This window comes from Pantoea sp. XY16 (assembly GCF_025153065.1).
In the GTDB taxonomy this organism is placed as follows: domain Bacteria; phylum Pseudomonadota; class Gammaproteobacteria; order Enterobacterales; family Enterobacteriaceae; genus Pantoea; species Pantoea alfalfae.
In genome coordinates this window covers 196,843-218,006 of sequence record NZ_JANZNP010000002.1, presented here as the reverse complement: position 1 = coordinate 218,006, position 21,164 = coordinate 196,843, and the positions used below count along the sequence as shown (strand labels likewise).

16 protein-coding genes are annotated in these 21,164 nt (G+C 56.4%); 2 read left to right on the top strand and 14 right to left on the bottom strand.

The features are described 5' to 3' along the window. The first annotated feature begins 8 nt into the window (after nucleotides 1-8). Nucleotides 9-1,199, top strand: coding sequence for an amino acid aminotransferase (locus N1689_RS02605; RefSeq protein WP_161736084.1), 1,191 nt, complete (start codon nucleotides 9-11; stop codon nucleotides 1,197-1,199). Nucleotides 1,200-1,239: 40 nt separating this feature from the next. On the opposite strand, the gene N1689_RS02600 is transcribed toward N1689_RS02605, so the two are convergent. From N1689_RS02600 to cmoM, 7 genes are all read right to left on the bottom strand, one after another. Next, nucleotides 1,240-1,869, bottom strand: a complete 630-nt coding sequence (locus tag N1689_RS02600) for an MBL fold metallo-hydrolase (RefSeq protein WP_161736085.1) — start codon at nucleotides 1,867-1,869, stop codon at nucleotides 1,240-1,242. A 39-nt stretch (nucleotides 1,870-1,908) separates the two neighbouring features. Continuing rightward, on the bottom strand, nucleotides 1,909-2,457 hold the full coding sequence (locus tag N1689_RS02595) for a YcbK family protein (protein WP_010254972.1): 549 nt from the start codon (nucleotides 2,455-2,457) through the stop codon (nucleotides 1,909-1,911). Nucleotides 2,458-2,642: 185 nt separating this feature from the next. Next, a complete protein-coding gene (gene ldtD / locus N1689_RS02590; RefSeq protein WP_260057790.1) occupies nucleotides 2,643-4,454 on the bottom strand; it encodes a L,D-transpeptidase in 1,812 nt (603 codons plus the stop codon). A gap of 147 nt (nucleotides 4,455-4,601) precedes the next feature. Beyond that, on the bottom strand, nucleotides 4,602-9,089 hold the full coding sequence (mukB, locus tag N1689_RS02585; protein WP_253421479.1) for a chromosome partition protein MukB: 4,488 nt from the start codon (nucleotides 9,087-9,089) through the stop codon (nucleotides 4,602-4,604). Further along, nucleotides 9,086-9,808: a chromosome partition protein MukE gene (gene mukE, locus N1689_RS02580; RefSeq protein WP_147788446.1), complete on the bottom strand. Its 723-nt coding sequence runs from the start codon at nucleotides 9,806-9,808 to the stop codon at nucleotides 9,086-9,088. The genes mukB and mukE overlap by 4 nt, the downstream gene beginning before the upstream one ends. Then, a complete protein-coding gene (gene mukF, locus N1689_RS02575) occupies nucleotides 9,789-11,111 on the bottom strand; it encodes a chromosome partition protein MukF (RefSeq protein WP_013357325.1) in 1,323 nt (440 codons plus the stop codon). Before mukF ends, mukE begins: the two co-directional genes overlap by 20 nt. After that, a complete protein-coding gene (gene cmoM / locus N1689_RS02570) occupies nucleotides 11,108-11,893 on the bottom strand; it encodes a tRNA uridine 5-oxyacetic acid(34) methyltransferase CmoM (RefSeq protein ID WP_013357324.1) in 786 nt (261 codons plus the stop codon). Before cmoM ends, mukF begins: the two co-directional genes overlap by 4 nt. Nucleotides 11,894-12,018: 125 nt before the next feature. Between cmoM and elyC the strand changes: the two genes are divergently transcribed. Further along, nucleotides 12,019-12,804, top strand: coding sequence for an envelope biogenesis factor ElyC (elyC, locus tag N1689_RS02565; protein ID WP_161736089.1), 786 nt, complete (start codon nucleotides 12,019-12,021; stop codon nucleotides 12,802-12,804). Here the strand turns inward: elyC and N1689_RS02560 are convergent. From N1689_RS02560 to N1689_RS02530, 7 genes are all read right to left on the bottom strand, one after another. After that, nucleotides 12,784-13,677 (bottom strand): phosphotransferase, encoded by an 894-nt coding sequence (locus tag N1689_RS02560; RefSeq protein ID WP_260057783.1) that lies wholly within the window; start codon nucleotides 13,675-13,677, stop codon nucleotides 12,784-12,786. The genes elyC and N1689_RS02560 overlap by 21 nt on opposite strands. Before the next feature lie 111 nt (nucleotides 13,678-13,788). Further along, the gene (gene kdsB, locus N1689_RS02555) at nucleotides 13,789-14,538 is read right to left on the bottom strand and encodes a 3-deoxy-manno-octulosonate cytidylyltransferase (protein ID WP_161736091.1); all 750 of its coding nucleotides are present in this window, start codon (nucleotides 14,536-14,538) and stop codon (nucleotides 13,789-13,791) included. Beyond that, entirely contained in the window at nucleotides 14,535-14,717 is a 183-nt protein-coding gene (locus tag N1689_RS02550) for a Trm112 family protein (protein WP_003849374.1), read from the bottom strand. Before N1689_RS02550 ends, kdsB begins: the two co-directional genes overlap by 4 nt. A gap of 105 nt (nucleotides 14,718-14,822) precedes the next feature. Beyond that, nucleotides 14,823-16,037, bottom strand: a complete 1,215-nt coding sequence (locus N1689_RS02545) for a winged helix-turn-helix domain-containing protein (RefSeq protein ID WP_260057779.1) — start codon at nucleotides 16,035-16,037, stop codon at nucleotides 14,823-14,825. Between the two features lie 39 nt (nucleotides 16,038-16,076). After that, entirely contained in the window at nucleotides 16,077-17,063 is a 987-nt protein-coding gene (lpxK, locus tag N1689_RS02540) for a tetraacyldisaccharide 4'-kinase (protein WP_161736093.1), read from the bottom strand. After that, nucleotides 17,060-18,808, bottom strand: a complete 1,749-nt coding sequence (gene msbA, locus N1689_RS02535; protein ID WP_010669759.1) for a lipid A ABC transporter ATP-binding protein/permease MsbA — start codon at nucleotides 18,806-18,808, stop codon at nucleotides 17,060-17,062. Before msbA ends, lpxK begins: the two co-directional genes overlap by 4 nt. A 34-nt stretch (nucleotides 18,809-18,842) precedes the next feature. Then, on the bottom strand, nucleotides 18,843-21,098 hold the full coding sequence (locus N1689_RS02530) for a DNA internalization-related competence protein ComEC/Rec2 (RefSeq protein ID WP_260057775.1): 2,256 nt from the start codon (nucleotides 21,096-21,098) through the stop codon (nucleotides 18,843-18,845). Nucleotides 21,099-21,164: the final 66 nt, after the last annotated feature.

The window sequence follows — 21,164 nt, the reverse complement described above, 5'->3', positions numbered from 1 at the left end:
CCTGACACATGTTTGAATCGATCTCTGCTGCACCCGCCGATCCTATTCTTGGACTGGCCGATCTGTTTCGTGCTGATGACCGCCCTGAAAAAATCAATCTGGGTATCGGCGTTTATAAAGACGAAACCGGCAAGACCCCGGTACTGACCAGTGTTAAAAAAGCTGAGCAATACCTGCTGGAAAATGAAACCACCAAAAACTATCTCAGCATTGATGGGCTGGCGGATTTTGCCCGCTGCACGCAGGCCCTGCTGTTCGGCAACCAGAGTCCGCTAATCACCGCTGGCCGCGCCCGCACGGCTCAGACACCGGGTGGTACAGGTGCGCTACGCGTTGCAGCCGATTTCCTCGCCACGCAAACATCGGTGAAGCGGGTCTGGATAAGCAATCCAAGCTGGCCAAATCACAACAACGTGTTTAAGGCTGCCGGTCTTGAGGTCTGTGAATACCACTATTACGACCCGGCAAACCATACGCTGGATTTCGATGGCATGCTGGCGTCACTGAAACAGGTTCAGCCAGGCGACGTGGTGCTGTTCCACGGCTGCTGCCATAACCCGACCGGTATCGACCCGACCGCCGGGCAGTGGCAACAGCTGGCGCAGCTGTCACAGGCCAATGGCTGGCTGCCGTTGTTCGACTTCGCTTACCAGGGCTTTGCCCGTGGTCTGGATGAAGATGCAGAAGGCCTGCGCATATTTGCCGCCTCGCATCAGGAACTGATCGTCGCCAGCTCTTACTCCAAGAACTTCGGTCTGTATAACGAACGTGTTGGTGCCATCACGCTGGTTGCCGCCGATGCGAGCGTGGCAGATACCGCGTTCAGTCAGGTGAAGTACACCATTCGCGCGAACTACTCCAATCCGCCTGCACATGGTGCCGCCATCGTCGCCACCATTCTGGGCAATGATACCCTGCGTACCATCTGGGAGCAGGAGCTGTCGGACATGCGTCAGCGCATTCAGCGCATGCGTCAGCTCTTCGTAAATACTCTGGCGGAAAAAGGCGCACAGCGCGACTTCAGCTTTATTATTAAGCAGAACGGTATGTTCTCCTTCAGTGGCCTGACCAAAGACCAGGTGATTCGCCTGCGTGAAGAGTTTGGCGTCTACGCGGTGAACTCAGGGCGGGTGAATGTGGCGGGCATGACGCCAGACAATATGTCGGCGCTGTGCGAAGCGATTGTCGCGGTGCTGTAACGCTGTCGACGAAACAAAAATGGGCCTGCTGGCCCATTTTTTATTGCAGGAAAGGATTGCTGATGCGTTCATGCCCCAGCGTAGAAATCGGGCCGTGACCGGGAAGAAAAGTCACATCATCGCCCAGCGGCAGTAATTTTGTGCGGATAGCCTCGATGAGCTGCTGATGATCGCCCTGTGGGAAGTCAGTACGCCCAACACCACCATTAAAAATCACGTCGCCTGAAATCAGTAATTGTCCTGGCCGGTCAAAGAACACGACATGGCCAGGTGAATGTCCCGGGCAGTGCAGAACGTCCAGCGTGATCAGCCCGACCTGCACGCTCTCTCCCTCTTCCAGCCAGCGATCGGGGGTAAACGGCGCGCACTCGTCAAGTCCGAACATCCGGCTCTGAGTTGGCAGCGCTTCAAGCCAGAAGGCATCGCGCTTTTGCGGTCCAACAATCGGAATCTGATAAAATGCTGCCAGTTCAACAGCGGCCCCGACATGATCAAGGTGTCCATGTGTCAGCAGAATCTGAGCGGGTTTAAGTTTAAGCTGTTCCAGCGTTTGTTTGATCAGTCCGGCATCGCCGCCTGGGTCGACCAGTGCGGCTTCGCGAGTCGTGTCGCACCAGATAACTGAGCAGTTCTGGGCAAAAGCGGTAACAGGAATAATGTGGTAATTCATAACGCTCCATGACCGGCTCACGCAGCGTTGCCGGTGTCACTACCAGTGCCTGATCGGACCGGTATCAATATGTACAAAGTTACTGCGGGGATAATATCCTACACCACCCGCACGCAGAGATAACGCCGCTTTGCGTACATTCGCCAGCGAAACGCCTTCAATATGAAAATCCATCGCCTGGCCTTTGGTGTGATAGCTGTGTTTCGCGACTCCCGGACCGCTCTCACGTAACATGTTGTTGGTTGCCAGTGAACGATAGCCAGAAACCAGCTGTATCGGTTTACGCATACCCAGCAGCGCCTGCAGGCGAAAAATCTGGTCAAACAGATGTGGATCGATGCTTTTCACTTTGTTGGCGCGATAGTCACGGAAAAAATGATTTAATCGTGACAGCTCATCCTTGTCGTAACTCTTACCATTAAAAAACTCAGTTTTGAGGGTTTCACCGGTGTGAAGATTATTAAGCATCAATACACGCGGGCGAGACGTTGAAAGCGAGGCCCTTGCAGAAGCTGGCAATAATGCCAGTCCGGCGGCGGCACTACCGCACAGCAGTAGTTTGCGACGAAAAGAATCAATAGTAGACATGTAACGGTTTACCTGAGAGTGGAGCCATAGAAATGTGCAAAAAGCGCACAGGCCGAACCATAACTTTCTCTCAGAGAAGCGTCAACCCATCTGCCATGAGTTTGCGAGGCGATCCCCTGAGGGATCGCCATTTGATAAGATTTTTCTTTAATAAGGATTTGCGGGGAACGATTTAAAATCAATTACTAGAGCAGTAATTGCTCGGCCCGACTCAGAGCCTGACTGCCCGAACGGGCGGTGTCATCATAATTGTAAATATCTGTGCGGAACTGCGGTTTGCCATCATCAGCGACCCACGCCGTCAGATAATAGAGATTGACCGGAATGCGGTGGCGAATCGGCACATAGCGGGTGTCACCCTCTTTCAACGTACTGGAAATTCGGGAGTCGTTCCAGCCCGCATCCTGCAGCAATAAGCCTGCCAGCTCAGACGCTTTGTTCACCCGCACACAACCTGAACTGAGCGCACGGATATCACGCTGGAACAGGTTATGGTTTGGCGTGTCATGCAGGTAGATCGCATCTGAACTCGGCATATTAAATTTATACCGTCCCAGCGCATTCGCCACGCCCGGAGCCTGAATCAATCGGTAAGGGAACGATGAGGCGGTGACCATGCGCCAGTCGATCATGCTGGGATCAATTACTTCAGCGTCTGCGCTCCAGCCTGACAGCAGGGTATACCCATGCTTATAAAGATAGGTTGGATCCTGCTTCACTTTTGGAATGATGTCTTTACGCACCAGGGTTGTCGGCACATTCCACGGCGGGTTAAGCACGACATTATTCAGCGCACTGCGCATAAGTGGCGTTTTACGATCGGGACGACCGACGATAACGCGCGATGAAAGAATTTTGTTGCCGTTGTTGTAATAGATCAGCGAATAGTTGGCGATGTTCACCATGATGCCGTTGTGCATATCGTCCGGCAGCAGACGCAGGCGCTGAATATTCAGCGCCAGCAGAGAAGCACGCATCTGCGGAGAGACGTTAAGCCACTGCCGTGTTCTGGCACCGATAGCGCCATCGCCATCCAGTCCCTGCCAATGCTGGAAACGCTTCACACCGGCCACCAGCGTCTCGTCATAGACATTGGCGGTATTCCCGTCCAGCGTCTGACCCTGGACATTACCCGGTGACTGCGGTGATGGCGTAAGCAGATTAGTGACTGGCGTAGCGGAAGGACTCACCGCGACAGGCTGGTCGCTGTGCGTCACCGGCGACGGCGCGACAGGCACCGCATCGTCATCCGGTGCGGGCGCGTTAACCTGTGCCGTTAACATGCCGCTGCGCTGCAAAATTTCACGCAGGGCTGGAACGTCATCACTGACCTGGCCGGGACGCAGGGTTTCACTGCTTTTCAGTTGTGGCCAGGGCTGCTTATCGCTGAGCAACGTTTTCAGCGCGGCGTGCATAGGCTGATACTGTGGGTGCTGCGGCTGTAATGAGGCAATAAACGTGTTATCAGAACCCGCATTGACCGCGTTCTGCCACTGATTCACGACCGCGATCGACGGCTGTGTCAGCCTGTAAGGAACGTTGCTGTAGAGCCACGTTTCACCCTGTGTCGGCACATTTGAAACAAACTGCAGATAACCCAGCATTGCATCGGAGAGCGCGACATCGCGGGCAAAGCCGGTAATAGCCGGATTCGTCAGACGCTCAATCCAGCGCGTGAACTGTGGCTGAACACCTGAAAGCGCCACCTCAGCCAGCTGCTGCTGAAATTTTTGCACCGCCTGAGCATCCTGCCAGAGCGGCTGCATATGGCGGGATGCATAGAGCGTCGCCAGCGGTGCAAGATAAAACGGCTGATCGGCGCTGGAAAACGCCTGCCGGATGCGTTGCTGACTTTCGGAAACGGAGATAGCCGCCTGCGTTGTCCCGGGCAAAGCGGCGATGACAGCGGCCTGCGGTAGCGTAAATGGAACAACGGTTAGCGCCAGCGCTAACAATGATAGAACGCGATGATGATTTAATTTTTTTACCAGCAACATCCCTGCCCCCTTGTTTTTCAACTTCGCAGTGTTCCCTGTATCCACTGCGACCGCGCCGTGACTCATCATGTGAGTATACAAACAAAAACGGCATTTGCCTCATGCGACAAATGCCGTAACCAGATTAACGAATGGTTCAGTTTTTGACTACGTTTCCGCCTGCGAATTTTCAGCGGTTAAATCGGGCAGCGCATCTGCGTCACTTCCCGCACGCACCGGCGAAGGATCGGCAGCAAAACCCCGCAGACCGACCACATGCACATGCTCGGTGTTATTAAACACCTTACGTACCAGTTTGTAGGTCGTGCCTTTCTCCGGGCTGATATTCTCCGGCGCGGCAATCACTAACTGCATCTCCAGTCGCTCACAGAGTTCAAACAGTGTGGCGATGGAGCGGGCATCCAGACGGGCTGCTTCATCAAGGAACAGCAGTCGGCATGGCGAAATATCTTTGCCGCGCAGACGACGGGACTCCTCTTCCCAGCTCTGCACCACCATCACCAGAATGGACATACCGGTACCGATCGCCTCACCCGTTGAGAGCGCACCGCTTTCTGCACGCAGCCAGCCATCGGAACCCCGGTTCACTTCCACTTCCATCTCCAGATAGTTGCGGTAGTCGAGCAGCTCCTCACCGATGGTCTGCGGCGTCCGCTGACCCATGTCGATATGCGGGTTAAGTCGCTGATAGAGCTTCGCCAGTGCCTCAGAGAAGGTCAGGCGGTTGCTGTTGAACAGATCCTGATGCTGCTCATGCTCTTCTGACAGCGTATCCAGCAGCATTGCGTGGGTTTCACGGACGTTCACGTTAAGCCGCACGCTGCGGACCTGACCAAAGCTGACAGTCTGCAAACCCTGGTTGAGCTGGCGGATGCGGTTCTGTTCACGCTGGATCGTCTTGCGGATGATGTTCGCCGCACTGCGTGAACTGATCGCCAGCATCTGCTCACGCGCGGTCAGCTCTTCGGTCAGACGGTTCAGTTCGATTTCCATCTGCTCAATCGCTTCGACCGGATCGTCGGTACGAATAATATCCTGACGGATACGCTCGCGCAGATGTTGATAGACCGCAATAAAGAACTGAATCTTACGCTCAGGACGTTTTGGATCTTCCGACAGCCGCAGTACGTCGCGCAGATGTTCGTTGTCCGACACCGCCAGACGCAATGCACCCAGCGCTTTATCCGACATCGAGCGCAGCTCATCGCCGCTCAGGTAAGCCAGTTCACGACGATGCAGGCGACGCTCAACGCCATTCTCTTTCACCAGACGCAGGACGGTACACCAGCCCGCTTTTGCACTGACCACCTGCTCACGCACCTGATGATACTGACGCTCCAGCTGACGCAGGCGCTTCTGCAGATTATCCATCTCCGCTTCACAGAAGGTAAGCTGTTTCTCCAGCTGATTGCGGCGGGCGCGATTGTGGCTCAGTGCCGTGTAGAGCTCATCGCGGCGAACGCGCGCGCGTTCTTCTGCGCTGCTGTCAGCCTGGACGCCAATGTCCTGCATCTCCTGCTGCAACTCTTTCAGCATGTCGCGCTTGGCGTCATAAGCGCTTTTCAGCGAAGCCAGCACCTGCGCATATTGCGTCAGTTGCGCCTGATGTTCACGCAGGCGATCGCGGCTGCGGCTGCGTTCACCCTCAGCCTGCTCAAGACGCTGACGCAGCTTATCGCTAAGGTCATTGTTGCCGTTGAGCATGCTGGCGGAGTCGTCATAACTGAAGTGGGCGCGACGCTGCACCACCTCTGTCAGCGCAAAGGCCTGCTGACGCGCGTTGCGCTGCTGCTGCTGCGCCTGCTGATAATCTGCCTGTAACTGCTCGTGCTGTTCCGGATCGCTCTGCAATACGGCGAGGATCGGTTCCAGTTTCGCCAGCTTCGCGCCATGCTGATGCAGGAAGCGCGCCGCGTCCTGAGCCGCATCGACCTGCTCACGGATCTCTTCGCAGCGATCGCCCAGCGTGTCATCCAGCAGCAGGTTGACGCGTGGCAGCAGTCGGTTTAACTGCGATACGCCCTCTTTCGCCAGCTCATACTGCTGACGCTGCTGCTGATTATTGCTCTCATGCTGATTCAGCGCCCGCTCCAGTTCACCCCGACGCGCGCCCAGCTGACGGATCTGCGCTTCCGGGTCGGCGTCAAAGGCAACGGCCAGATGCGTGCCGATAAAGCGGCTGAATGACTGATGCAGACGCTGCGTTTTCTGCACATCGAACGACAACGTGGCGTAACGCTCAGCCAGTTTGTCGCGCTCAAGGTGCAGCAGCTCCAGCTGATTTTCGCGCGCTGCGCGGCCAAACAGCGGGATTTTCGGGAAGCGGGAGTAGCGCCACTGACGCTCTGCCACTTTCACCACAACGGCATTCTGCAGCTCATCAACGCTGAAGACACTGTCATCGAATGACTGCGGGTCACCCTCGATCAGGTAGAGATCTTCCGGGCACTCCTCCAGACCATCCAGCATCTCACGCACGCGGGAGAGATCCGGCACCACGATTGCATGACGTGACGGACCATAGAGCGCCGAGAAGTACGGCGCATCATCCAGGGTCACATCATCATAAATCTCAGAGAGTAATACGCCGCCAAAGCGTTCCGCCAGCTGGGTCAGGCGCGCATCTTCCGCCCCGCCCGGCTGACTGAGCCGCTCAATCTGCTGCTCGATATCACGTTTGCGTGCCGCCACTTCGTCGCGCTCGACGGTGGTTTCACGCTCGCGCTCCAGCAGTTGCTGCATAAATTCGGTAACGTCCTGGCTGCTGTTCAGCGCCTGACCGGTCTGTTCACTGAGCTGCGTCAGGATCTCCTGTGCCGCCAGCCAGTGTGGCGCACGGGCTGTCAGGCTGGTGATGCGTTCGCGCAGCTGTTCCAGCTCCTGACGCATCATCATGCGCTGCTCACCGGCGTCCGAGACGCTGCTGTTCAGCTGTTCGATCTGCGCTTCAAGCTCCTGCTGCAGGCCAGCCAGCGCATCGGCTTCGTAATGCTGTCCCTGACGCTTGCAGAATTCGGCCAGCAGTCGCTCCGCCTCATGCTGCTCACGCAGACGCTGTTCCAGCTCATTGAGCCGCAGACGCAGCGACGAGAGCTGTTCGGCGTGATGACGCTGATTGCTGGCATCACGCAACAGTTCGCGGCCGGTCTGCCAGGCATCCTGACGGGTCACATCACCGGCAATGCTGGTCACCAGCGCCAGCGCCTGTTCAAACTGGCTGTGCGCGGCTTCGGCCACGCTCAGCTTCTGCTCCAGGCGCAGCAGGCGTTCTGTCGCTTCTTCCTCTTTAGCCTGGAAGCTCTCCTGCCATTCTGCCGCGTTATCGATAGTCAGATCGGGCAGCTGGCACAGCGTGCGGGCGCGTTCCAGCGCCTGCAAGGCCTGCTGATACTGGATGGCGCGCGTTTGCTGAACGTCGAGTGCCTGCTGGAAATCGGCCAGCTGACTTTTCAGTTCATCCACTTCCAGCTCAGCCGCTTCAGCACGCGCTTCATTCTCTTCCTGAATTTCGCGCGCTTCGGCAACCACTTCGGTCTGCTCTTCCAGCCGCAGCGTCAGATCTTCGATATCCGCATCGTAGCGCTCAATCTTCTCCTGCTGCCGCATCGCCGTCTGCACCAGGTTCAGGTGATCGCTGGCGGCCTGATAATCGACTTCAAGATCGTTTTCTGCACCACTGTGCTCTGACAGCTCGCGCGCCATCTCCACGTGACGATACTGCTCGGTGGCGAGTTGCTTACGACTGCTGAACAGCTCATTGCGCAGCTGTAATGCGCTGTCGAGATGTCCACGGCGCTCGTTGGCGTGACGCATATAGTCAGCCGACACGTAGCTGGTCGCCTCGGAGATGAGATGCTTAAAGAGGTCGCGGTCGGACTGGGTAACGCGGATTGCCTCCAGCGTCATGCGGTTCTCGCGCAGCGCAGCTTCCATATCCTGGAACGCTTTACGCACGCCGCTGTTTTCAGGCAGCAGGTAATCACGCAGCGATCGGGTGATGGCGCTGGAGATACCGCCATAGAGCGAGGCTTCAATCAGGCGATAGAACTTGCTGCGATCGCTGGCAGAGCGCAGACGACGCGGCACCACGCCCAGATCAAACAGCATAGCGTGATAATCCGTCACCGAGTTATAAGCGCGGAACTGCACGCCTTCCTGTGCCTCAACCCGTTCTTTTACCTCATTCAGCGGTAAGACGCGTGCCTGACGGCTGTTAAGCACTTCCGTCAGCATATCGGTCGGATTTGTGTCGGTTGGCAGACCGTGGATACTGAACGGCTTGATATCGACTTTTTTGTCGCGTCCGGCCACCTGTTGCAGACGGACACCGACCACCACACGCTGATGGCGTGAGTTCACTACGTCCAGCATTGAGTAGCAGACGCCGGCCCGCAATTTACCGTGCAGACCCTTATCACGGGATCCCGACGTCGCGCCCGCTTCTGTGGTGTTACGGAAGTGCAGCAGTGTTAAATCGGGGATCAGTGCGGTGACAAATGCCGCCATGGTGGTGGACTTACCCGCACCGTTACCGCCTGACAGTGTGGTCACTAGTTCATCAAGATCAAAGGTACGGGCAAAAAAACCGTTCCAGTTGATCAGCGTAAGCGAACGAAACTTTCCGCGCTCAATCATGCCTGTTCTTCCTCTGCGTTCTCACTGTCGCCTTCCTGCCCTTCACTTTCATCTGTGTCGATCGGTGCAGTCGCATTTTCCAGTAGCATGGCTTCGCCATCACGAATCAGGCGAAGCTGCGCTTCACGGGCATCATCACCGCCACGCACGTCGGCACCAAAGCGGAACACCGATTCCGTAATACGGAATTTGCTGCTGTCATTGCCGAAGAACCACACCATCCCAAGACGGCGCAGGCGGCTCAGAGAGGCGCGCACTTTCTCCTGCAGCTTGGTGCGATCCAGATCCGAACCGGTTGAACGCTGATTAACCAGCTTCAGCAGACGGTTCTCGTCGGCCAGCGAGAGCAGTTCGTCATACAGCTCCTGCTGGGTGAAGATTCCCTCATTAGCCAGGCGTTCCGGGCTGAGATAGAGGTAGCAGAGAATTTTCCCAACCATCATGTCCAGCTCAGAGAGCACAGAACGCGGAATCAGCGTGGTTGAACGCGGACGCAGATAGAAAAAGCCTTCCGGCGCACGAATTAACTCAACGTTATAGCGGGTGTAAAACTCTTCGAGAAATGACTGGTAGTCCATCAGAAAAGCGTGGTTATCCAGCTCTTCAATTCCGATATGGCGTCCGGCGCGTAACTGGCTGTCCAGCGCGGGAAAAATCGGGTTGGCCAGTGCCTGTGCCAGCTTAACCGGCATCACTTGTTCAATATTTGTCGATGACATGTGCCTGCACCTTGGCTCCGTAATCATTGATGGCTTGCCATTCCACAGGCAAACCGGCTAAATCAGCTTCCGCTACGCCAAGGCGTACCGCCTGGTCCACCACAATGCGCGCCAGGTCGAAATGGCGGGCACGTGGATACTGGGCCAGGTAGTCACGCATCACTGACGCGAGGTTGAGCGGTTTTTGTTGCGATTTGTAGACCTGCAGCGCTTCTTCAATCATCGCTGCCAGCTGTTCGCGAATTTCATTAATCTCTTCGTATTCCATCTCTGGCGGCAGTTCGCCCATCACTTCGTCATTCCGCAGCGTCAGCGCCTCATCGCGCATGTCATACAGGCGGTCGGCATTGGCGTAGGTCAGCGCCCAGGGCGCGTCGAAGTAGTTCTGTACCGATACCCGCAGGCGCTGGGCAAAGACGCGATTTTTATCCATGTCGATGGCGGTACGAATAAATTTATGAACGTGCCGGTCATAGCCGATCCACAGGTCAATCGCCTGCTGACCCCAGCTGGTAATACGGTCGAGCTTGCTTTGCAGGTCAAACACCAGTTTATCGACGAAGCCCAGGTCTGGGCTGTCCAGCGTGGCATCCTGAATACGCAGCAGGTTTTCCTGAAGTTTGTCGCCCGCCGCTTCCAGCGTATCCTGCAGTTCACGCAGTGTCCCGGAGGTTTCAGAGAGCAGCATTTCACAGCTGGAGATCGCCGCGCGCCAGTCTTTATTCAGCAGTTCAGCGATATCGTTTTTCACCGCCTGCTGCTGTTCATCCATCAGACGCTGGGTCATATCGATGCTGTCGAAGATCTCCGCCACCGAATATTTCAGCGGCGCGAAAACATTGCGATGCCAGTGAAACTCATCACCGTTTTCCTGCGCGGCATCGGCTGCCCGCTTGAGCTCGCTGGCCACAATTGACAGCTGCATCGACAGGCGCAGCGTTGAAAACTCACGCTGACGGATGTAGTAGTCGGTGATGCCGATCGCCAGCGGCGTCAGGCGATAGATAGCGTTGCCTTCGGTGAGTTCACTGGTAAAGCGGTTGAGCAGACGCTGACGCACCATGTCGTTGATGGCGTTGTTGGCACGAACCAACACGGTTTCATGGGTTTGTTCAAAAGCTTTACTGACATGACGGAAAGCGTCAATCAGATCGCCTTCGCTCATTTCGCCATCCATCCGCTCACCGTTGAGGGTGGCGATAGCCAGCAAAAAGGCCAGACGTTCCACTGGCAGCGCAAGGGAAAAGTCATTTTTGCGCGCCCAGGAGACCAGTTCAGGTACCGTCTGGGAAAATTCACTCATAATTCGTCCTTCTGCCCCGGTTTACGCGCGGTCACATGGATGTAGCGCCCTAAGCTTAAAAAGGGTTCCTGACGGCAGTAACGCCGCTCCATCTCAATAATTTCGTCGTCGCTTTTTGGCTCGCCTTTCGGCGGTTTCATGTAGTCACTGAATACCCGGATCCCGGCACGCTGCTCAATCACAAAGCCACACGCCTCCAGCCAGCGATAGACCTGCTCTGGGTCGCGCGGATAGTCAGGCGACAGGGTTCGCTTTTTGCGTTTAGTCAGGTTGGTGCGCAGATAGCCGAAGTTACCCAGCGTTAAGGTGCGCAATGTCAGGCCGTGCAGATTGTAAAACATCAGCGACATGACGCCCCCCGGACGCAGCAGATCGAACAGCGCTTTGAGCACCTTCTCCGGTTCAGCGACCCACTCAAGCACAGCGTGGAACAATACCAGATCCACCGGCTTATCCAAATGTTCGCCCACCTGCTGCGCGCTAATTTGTCTGAATTGCATGTTGTGGCTCACACCCTGTGCCGCCGCATTTTCGGCGGCCCGGCGCAGCATCTCAGCAGAGAGGTCGCACAGCAGAACCTGATGGCCCTGTGCAGCCAGCCCGCTGGAGACCTGGCCGACACCGCCGCCAGCATCCAGCACCGATAGCGGGTGCGGTGACAGGCCGGGCACTATCTTCTCCAGCTCATCCCGGAGGATGGCCTGGCGTATCTTCCCTTTGGTGGTGCCGTAAATATTTTGCGAAAATTTATCCGCGAGATCGTCAAAGTTACGATCCTGCATGGCATGCGCTCCGGTATGCTGCGGTGAGACTTGTGCTATTTTGTCACAGGCATCAGAAGAATGAACCTTTCATCCCCATCTTCCCTTCCGGGTGCTCTATTTTCGGACAACAGGACGCGTTTTCGATGTTATTTACCCTGAAAAAAGTGATTGGCGGGCTGCTTTTACCCTTGCCGTTTCTGCTTTTGCTGATGGCGCTGGGCATTTTACTGCTTTGGTTTACTGACTGGCAAAAAAGCGGCAAAACCGTGATCTCTGTCAGCTGGCTGTTATTGCTGCTGCTGAGCCTGCAACCGCTGGCCGATCGGCTGCTTTTGCCGCTGGATAACCGCTATCCGACCTGGAACGGTGCAGAGAAGGTGGACTACATTGTGGTGCTGGGCGGAGGCTATACCTTCAACCCGGCATGGGCACCCAGCTCAAACCTGCTGAATAACAGTCTGCCACGCGTGGCGGAAGGTATTCGTCAATGGCAACGCAATCCACAGTCGACCCTGATTTTTACCGGCGCTGCCGGTGGCACCAATCCGAAGAGCAGCGCCTGGGTAGCCGCTCAGGTGGCAGAAAGTCTGGGCGTACCGCGCGAACACATTCAGATTCTTGACCAGCCTCGTGATACCGCGGATGAAGCGCAGGCGGTCAAAACGGTAGTAGGCGATCGCACGTTGCTGCTGGTCACCTCAGCGAATCATATGCCGCGGGCGATACGCTTTTTCCACGCGGTCGGTCTGAAGCCGATTGCTGCCCCTGCCAATCAGCTGGCGATTACCTCGCCGCTGAATGGCTGGGAACGCGCGATACCTTCATCGATCTGGCTGAGCCACAGCGAACGGGCAGTGTATGAAACGCTGGGCACGTTACTGCAGCGGCTTAAAGGTGAGAAACCCGACTCAGCCGAGCCAGGGAAGTAGTTGCGCACGGGCATGGTCAAAACGCGGGCGGTTGAACGTGCCGGTCTGCACGAGATGTTCGATGCAGTCCCACAGCTGATAAACCCACCGGCGCCAGACAAAGCCTTCAGAGACGGGTGCCCGTTGCAGGTAGTCGTGCAGCAGCGCTGTCTCAGCAGGTGAGGTATCCAGATGGATCAGGTCATATTCACGGGGCGCCCAGAGAATCGTGCCCGGCTGTGTCATCGCGACTAACTGGTCACTGCGGCTGTTTTTCAGCATGCTCTGCAGCCGCACGTTGCCGTGAACCATCACGCAGGGATCATCAAAGTCGTGGAAAAGATGCGCCAGACGTGACCGGCAGCGGAACAGAATCTGGCGATCTTCCAGCGTGAAGCCGGGTGGGCGCAGATAGCTGAGTGTCGACCACAATACCTCAACCCGTTGTGCATACCAGGCCGGCCAGCAATTCTGCTGCGTGCTGTCTACCGTTCCGACCAGACCGTGGCTGTCGAGCCGGTGCCAGGCCAGCAGACCCTCGACTGCCTGCTCGCAAAACTGTTGCCATCGCTGAGCATCCCGCGCAGGCGCCTCCGCCGTCACGCCATTCAGTCTCGTCATCAGAAGCGTTTCATGCACCGGCGGCTGCTGGCTCAGCACCAGACCATAGACCGCTGGCACAGGGATCAATCCGGCCTGCCCCAGTAATGCCAGCTTTCTGGCTTCTAGCGCTGCCCGCCCCTGATGAAGAAAATATTTTGCCACCATCGGCATGGGGTGCCCCTGCCTATCGTACAGGGCATAGAGTCGGGTGGGCGGATGTTCACTGATTAATTCGAGGCGGCTGATGCTTTCACCCAGCGCCAGCGTGAGTTCTGATTTAAGCTGTTCCATGCGGCATCCTCCTCAGATGAATATCATAATATCCTGAAGGAAGTACTGGCGATAAGTTTAGCGGCGGATCAATAACGTTGCGCTGAAACGGGGAGACTGACTCCCCGTATATCAGGCCTGCATGGCATTGCGGACGCGTTGCAAATCGTCTGGCGTATCCACACCCACGCTGGGAATGGTTTTTGCTACGGCGACATGAATTTTTTCGCCGTACCATAAAACACGCAGTTGCTCGAGCAGCTCAATCTGTTCAAGAGGACAAGGTGCCCAGGCAACATAGCGGCGAATAAAACCGGCACGGTAGGCATAGATACCAATGTGACGAAGTAGCGTATCGCCAATCTGCTCGCGTGAGGCAGCATAGCGTTCCCGATCCCAGGGAATGGTGGCCCGTGAGAAATAGAGCGCATAGCCATTCGCATCCATGACCACCTTCACCGCGTTCGGATTAAAGGCTTCTTCCACATCGGTTATTGGCACCGCCAGCGTTGCCATCCCGGCCGCTGAGCCCGCCAGATTGGTCGCCACCTGGCGCACAATCTCTGCCGGGATCATCGGCTCATCACCCTGCACATTGACGATGATTTCGTCATCTGCAAACTGATATTTTTCGATCACTTCCGCCAGCCGCTCCGTGCCGGACTGGTGATCGACGCGGGTCATGCAGACTTCACCGCCTGCCGCCTCCACTGCTCTGGCGACGTCAGGATGATCGGTAGCAACAATGACCCGACTGGCACCCGATTCACGGGCGCGCTCCATCACATGCACCACCATCGGTTTACCGTGAATATCGAGCAGCGGCTTGCCGGGTAACCGGGTTGACGCATAGCGCGCAGGAATGATGGCAGTGAAACTCATGGATGAATCTCTTCAACTGACAGAGTACGGGCTTCGGTTTCCAGCAGCACCGGAATACCATCCCGAACCGGGAAGGCCAGGCCATCAGGCTTGCAGATCAGCTCCTGCTGAGCATTGTTGAAGTAAAGTTTGCCATTGCACACCGGGCAGGCAACGATTTCGAGTAAACGATGATCCATATGTCCTCCATCAGGAACCGAATGCTTAAGGCATCAAGCATACCATAGCGCAGCGCAGGCGGGATGGGGTAAAACGCCTTCCCGCAGCGGCTGCCGCAAAATTGATTAATCCAGCCGCCACTGGGCTGGCCAGTGATCGTTGAGTGCATCGGGTGCCTGCAGAATAGCGACGCTTTCTGCTCCCTGCCAGACCGCGAAGCGCTCAATTGCACGCCGGATATCCACCACAAAGCGCGCCGTGATGCGGGTCGTCTCTTCCAGCCAGAGTTTTTTAATCTCCAGCTGTTTTGCCTGACGCAGCATACGGGCATCGAGCCGTCCTTTTATCTGACCACGATGAAGGATGGGCAAAACGAAATAGCCAAATTTACGCTTCTCCTCGGGGGTGTAACACTCGATACGATAGTCAAAACTGAACAGCTCCCGCGCACGCTTGCGATCCCAGACTACCGGATCAAACGGGGACAGCAGCGCGCTGTGCGTCGCCTGCAGCGGTGTCTCCAGTAATGGCAGGTAGTCACGATGCAGCCACATCTCACCCAGCCCCTCTGTATCGACGGCGACCAGATCGCCCGCGGCCTGGGCATCAGCGATAAAGTCGTTCAGGGGTGCTCGTTTAAGGCGATAGTAGTCCGGCAGCCAGGCCGCGCGGAAAATCCCTAAGCTACGGGCGCTGTTCATCAGCATCTGTCGGGTGGCCTCGGCTTCGCTGATGCCATGCACCGCATCCTGCCAGTCGGGCATGATGCGGCTGCGCAGATCATAGACACGCTGAAAGTTACGGCGTTCCGCGACCATCAGCTCACCGGCGCTAAACAGATTTTCCAGATGGCGTTTGTGTGGTTTCCATGCCCACCAGCCCGACTTCGGGTTATCGGCATGGGTGAAATCGGCGGCGCGCACCGGGCCGTTTTGCTGAATCAGCTGCAGTAATTCGGTAATCGCCTGCTGGTGGTCAGCAACCCATTGCGCATTGTATTTCCAGCCCAGACGTTCAGGAGAGAGCATGCGATGACGAAGCAGTCTGTAATCGGCGCGGGGAATAAAGCAGGCTTCGTGCGCCCAGTACTCGAAGAGTTCGCCCTGGGCCAGCGCCTGTTCCAGCCATGCCTGAGGATAGTTCCCCAGGCGACTGAACAGCACCAGATAAGGACTGCGTGCCACCACATGAATGGTATCAATTTGCAGCAGTGACATGCGGGAGATGCAGCTAATCAGATCCTGATAAACCGCGCGTTTTGCCGGAGGGCGCAGCAGGCCCTGCGCGGCGAGATGAAGATGACGTGCTTGCTGTAACGAAAGTGAATGCGGGGTGTTCATCCTCTTCCTTATCAGGCTTCACCTGAATGGGTGCGGCTATCAGAGCCGGCGACGGCAGCGTTGTTCAATATCGTCCAGTAACGGCGTTACGGCTTTACCGGTTAAATGGGCGTCCACCGGCAGATACCACCAGTCAGGCTGCGCAAAGTGACGGCATTTCACTGCGTCCTTTTCAGTCATTAATAGCTGCTGACCCGGCTGTAATAATCGTGTCAGCTCATCTTCACTGTAGGCGTGATGATCGGCAAAGGCGATCTCTGCAACCGGCGTAATACCCTGCTGTTTCAGCGTGGTGAAAAAGCGCGGAGGATGACCAATACCGGCCATGGCAACCACTGCGCCCAGTTGCTCAGGTGCGCGGGTTTCCCCGGTCAGCAGATTGGTGGCGAGTCCGGGCTGAAGTTGCATCGCAATCTCGTCACCCAGGGCCTTACCGCCATTAATGATGACGGCATCCACCTGCCGCAGACGATCGGCACGTTCACGCATCGGACCGGCAGGCAACCACCAGCCATTACCAAAGCGACGGACCCCATCAACCACCACGATTTCGCGATCGCGCTGCAGGGCGTAATGTTGCAGGCCATCATCCGTGATGATCACATCCAGCGGCCCCTGCTTCAGTAACGCTTCAATCGCCTGTCGCCTTTTGGGAGCAACCGCAACCGGCGCTCCGGTGCGCTGGGCGATCAGTACCGGTTCATCACCGGCCTGTTGCGTGGGGGTCTGCGCCGTGACCAGCAAAGGATAGTGGTCCGCCTTGCCGCCATACCCTCTGGAGACGACGCCAGCGCGCAGGCCACGTTGCTGCAACGCCTCAACCAGCCAGATCACGACTGGTGTCTTACCATTTCCGCCGGCAGTCAGGTTACCCACCACCACGACCGGCAGAGGCGCACGCCAGCTTTTACGCCAGCCGCGCCTGTAACTGAAGCGTATCAGGGCCGTGATCGCGCCATACAGCAGGCTGAATGGCCATAGCAGTAGCCATAGCGGTGAACGACCACTCCAGATACGTTCAATCATTGGCCGAACTGCATTTTATGCAGCTGTGCATAGGCGCCGCGTTCTGCTAACAGCACCTGATGCGTTCCGCGTTCAACAATCTGGCCATCTTCAATTACCACGATTTCATCCGCTTTCTCAATGGTAGAAAGGCGGTGCGCAATTACCAGCGAGGTACGGTTCTTCTGCAACTCATCCAGTGCAGACTGAATCGCGCGTTCTGACTCGGTATCCAGCGCCGAGGTCGCTTCATCCAGGATCAGAATCGGACAATCACGCAGCAACGCACGGGCAATGGCGATACGCTGACGCTGACCGCCAGATAACAGCACGCCATTCTCGCCAATCATCGTATCCAGACCCTTATCCATTTTATTGATAAAGTCCATGGCATGCGCCATGGTGGCCGCCTGCTCGATCTCTTCACGACTGTATTGCTCACTGCGGGCATACGCGATGTTATTGGCAATCGTGTCGTTGAAGAGGTGCACATTCTGTGACACCAGCGCCACCTGATTACGCAATGAGCGCAGGCTGTACTCACGCAGATCATGACCGTCCAGCAGGATTTCGCCCTGCTGGATGTCATAAAAGCGGGTCAGCAGACTCGCCATCGTAGACTTACCGGAACCGGAACGGCCCACCAGCGCCACCGTTTTTCCTGCCGGCAGCGACAGATTGATATTGCGCAGGGCCGGAATTTCACGACCAGGGTAGGTAAAGGTCACATCACGGAATTCAATATCCCCTTTAGCACGGGTGATTTCGCGCGTACCGTTATCCACTTCCTGCTCACTATCCAGAATAGAGAACAGTGTCTGACAGGCCGCCATCCCACGCTGGAACTGGGCGTTGACGTTGGTCAGAGACTTAAGCGGGCGCATCAGGGCAATCATCGAGGAGAAAACCACGGTGATGGTACCGGCTGTCAGGGTATCCATGACGCTGGGGAAGCTGGCAGCATAGAGCACAAAAGCCAGTGCCAGCGACGCGATCAGCTGAATAATCGGATCGGAAATGGAGGAGGCTGAAACGAGTTTCATTCCCTGCTGACGCATCCGGTTACTGACGCGGGAAAAGCGCTCCGATTCAATGTCCTGTCCGCCAAAAATCAGCACTTCTTTGTGCCCTTTCAGCATCTGCTCGGCGCTGGTTGTCACCTGCCCCATAGTGTTCTGCATACTTTTGCTGATGGTGCGGAAGCGCTTAGAGACGGTGCGGATAGCAAAGGAGACGATAGGTGCCAGTACAATCAGGATCAGCGACAGTTGCCAGCTGTAGTAGAACATCATGATAAACAGGCCAATAATGGAAGCCCCTTCACGCACTACGGTGACCAGCGCGCCCGAAGAAGAGGAGGCGACCTGCTCAGAATCGTAAGTAATGCGTGACAACAGGGTGCCGGTTGACTGCTGGTCGAAAAACGAAACCGGCATGCCCATCATATGGCTGAACAGACGACGGCGGATGTTCATCACGACGTTGCCAGAGACCCAGGAGATGCAGTAGCTGGAGATATAACTGGTGACTCCGCGTACCAGCATCAGGCCAATAACCACTAACGGCAGCCACAGCATCACCGATCTGTCAGCTTTACCAAAACCATCATCCAGTAACGGTTTCAACAGTGAGAGCATTAAGGCGTCGCCCGCAGCATTAATAATCAGGGCGACTGAGGCCGCAATTAATCCCGCTTTATTAGGCGCGATCATCGGCCAGAGTCGGCGAAACGTCTGCCACGTAGAGAGATCTTTATCTTGATGCATTATTTATTCACGCTGTTGGAAATAGCCGGCCATTCTACCTGGATTCGCGTTTGACGCCAAACCACTGATGATACCAACGGGGCATTAATTGATCCCGCAAGGTCGAAACCTGCGCTCTGCCCTGCGCTATCCTGATACTGATTTGTCCTGACTGGCCCGTATCCAGCCACTGAAAACCGGCCGTTCGATAGTTTTCCAGCACATTTTTCGCGGGCATACGCCATGCATTGTAGCGTGCCAGCGAGGCGATAGCGGTGTGGCCTGCGGCTTTACGCAGCAGCAATGAGGTCGACGAAGTACGGCTGCCGTGGTGCGGGACCTGCAGAATATCGACCTTCAGCCCCTGCTTCTCCAGCGCCACCAGTTGGCGTTCCGCTTTCGCTTCAATGTCACCGGTTAACATCAGACGAACCTGACCATCATCGACGATCACCACACAGGAGTCATTATTTCCGCCCGGCAGGGGGGCCGTCAGCGGCCAGACCACCCGAAAGTGGAGCTGCCGCCAGCGCCACTGCGTGCCCCGTACGCAGGGTAAGTGTGCCTCATCAGCCAGCGCACTTCTGACGTCAACCGCTGGCCAGCGTTGCGTAATCGCCTCCAGCCCGCCAGTATGATCCAGATGCTTATGACTCAGGATGACCTGTTTTAACCGTAACTGCCTGCGCTCCAGCCACGGAATGATCACCCGACTCCCCGCATTATCGTTCTGCCAGCGCGGGCCGGTGTCATACATTACGGCCTCGTCGCCCTGGCTGATCACCAGACTCAGACCGTGCCCGATATCCAGCATATCGATGCGCCAGCCCTGCTCCTGATTTGGCTGGCGACTCAGTATCATCGCCAGCGCTAACGCGCAGCTGCTTAGTGGCAGAGAGAAGAAGAGCTGCGCACGCCAGAGAATCAGGCCACCCCATACCATGACCGTAAACCAGGTTGTGCCACTCAGCGGCCACCAGCCTGGTGGCAGCAACGTCAGGCAATGAAACAGTGCGCGTAAAGAGAGATCGGCCGCTCCCCAGAAGAAGCCAGATAAATGCGCCACCGGTAGCAGCAGGGCGAGCGTCACCAGAGGCATGGTAATAAACGAGACGACCGGAATCGCGACAACATTCGCCACCAGCGCAGTCAGGCTGATGCCGTTGAAAATCGCCACCTGCAACGGCACCATTAAAATCATCATGCCCGCCTGCAAATGCAGTAGCTGTACCGGAATCCAGCGCCATTGATGGCGGAACTGTGCAGGCAGCGGGAACCAGTGATACCAGACCAGCAACATGCCGACAGCCAGTACCGAAAGCCAGAAGCTGTCAGACAGCACGGTCAGTGGATCCATCACCAGCAGCAACGCAATACAGAACGTCCAGATCTGCCAGCTGTTCAGCTGAACACCCGCAAGCCGTGTTATCGTCCATAGCGTCAGGGCGAGCAGAGAACGGGCTGCAGGAGGCTGCGCCCCTGAAAGCCAGGTATAGATTGCTGCAAACAGCCAGCTCACGATGAGGGGAAAAAGATAGCCGATAAAGCGGGCTGGCAATATAAACTGCACGCCTCGCGCAAGCACCCAGCCAGTGCTGGCTGCCAGGGCAATATGCATGCCCGATATCGCCATCAGGTGCGCCGTGCCGGTATCACGCAGTAGCTGGCGCGTCTGTGGGCTCATTTCCTCCCGGATACCAAATGCCAGCGCCTCCAGCGTGCCACGCGAAGGCATTTCACGGGTCCTGTCACGGTGCCCTACAATAAATCGCCAGCGGCCATCACAGCGATCGCTGATAGCATCCTGTTTAAGGATCCGCCCCTGAAGCGGCGTATTATTCGCGAGTGCAAAACGCTGTGCATCAAAGTCGCCTTCATTAAGGCGGGCATGGACCGGTCGCAGACGGAGGTGCATGGTCCAGCGCTGGCCCGGACAGTAAATCTCTGGATCAGTATCGAAAAAGAGCCAGGCAAAGCGAGGCGGGAATATCATCCTGCCCTGTTCTTCAAGCAGACGAACCCGGATTTGCTTCCGCTCTTTTCGCAGTTCACTGATCTGAAGGGTGTAGGTGGCAGGACGCGCCGAGAACTTTTCGATATCCCGCACCATCAGACGGGCGTCGTTACAGGCCCATGCCAGAAACAGCAGAGTGATACCGGTCAGACGAAGCGGCGGGTAAGCGCAATGCAGCAGAGCCAGACCCACGAGGACAAGCAGCAGAATCGTCTCACCGGAAGGCAGCCGCGCCATCAGCAGTAGCGGTAACGTTGCAACGATCGCCAGTCGCGCCAGAATGGTCCATGTCAGCATAATCATATCCATTGATTCAGTTCGATTATTCTGGGCAATTGGGGAGAAATTAACAGTGGACAATGA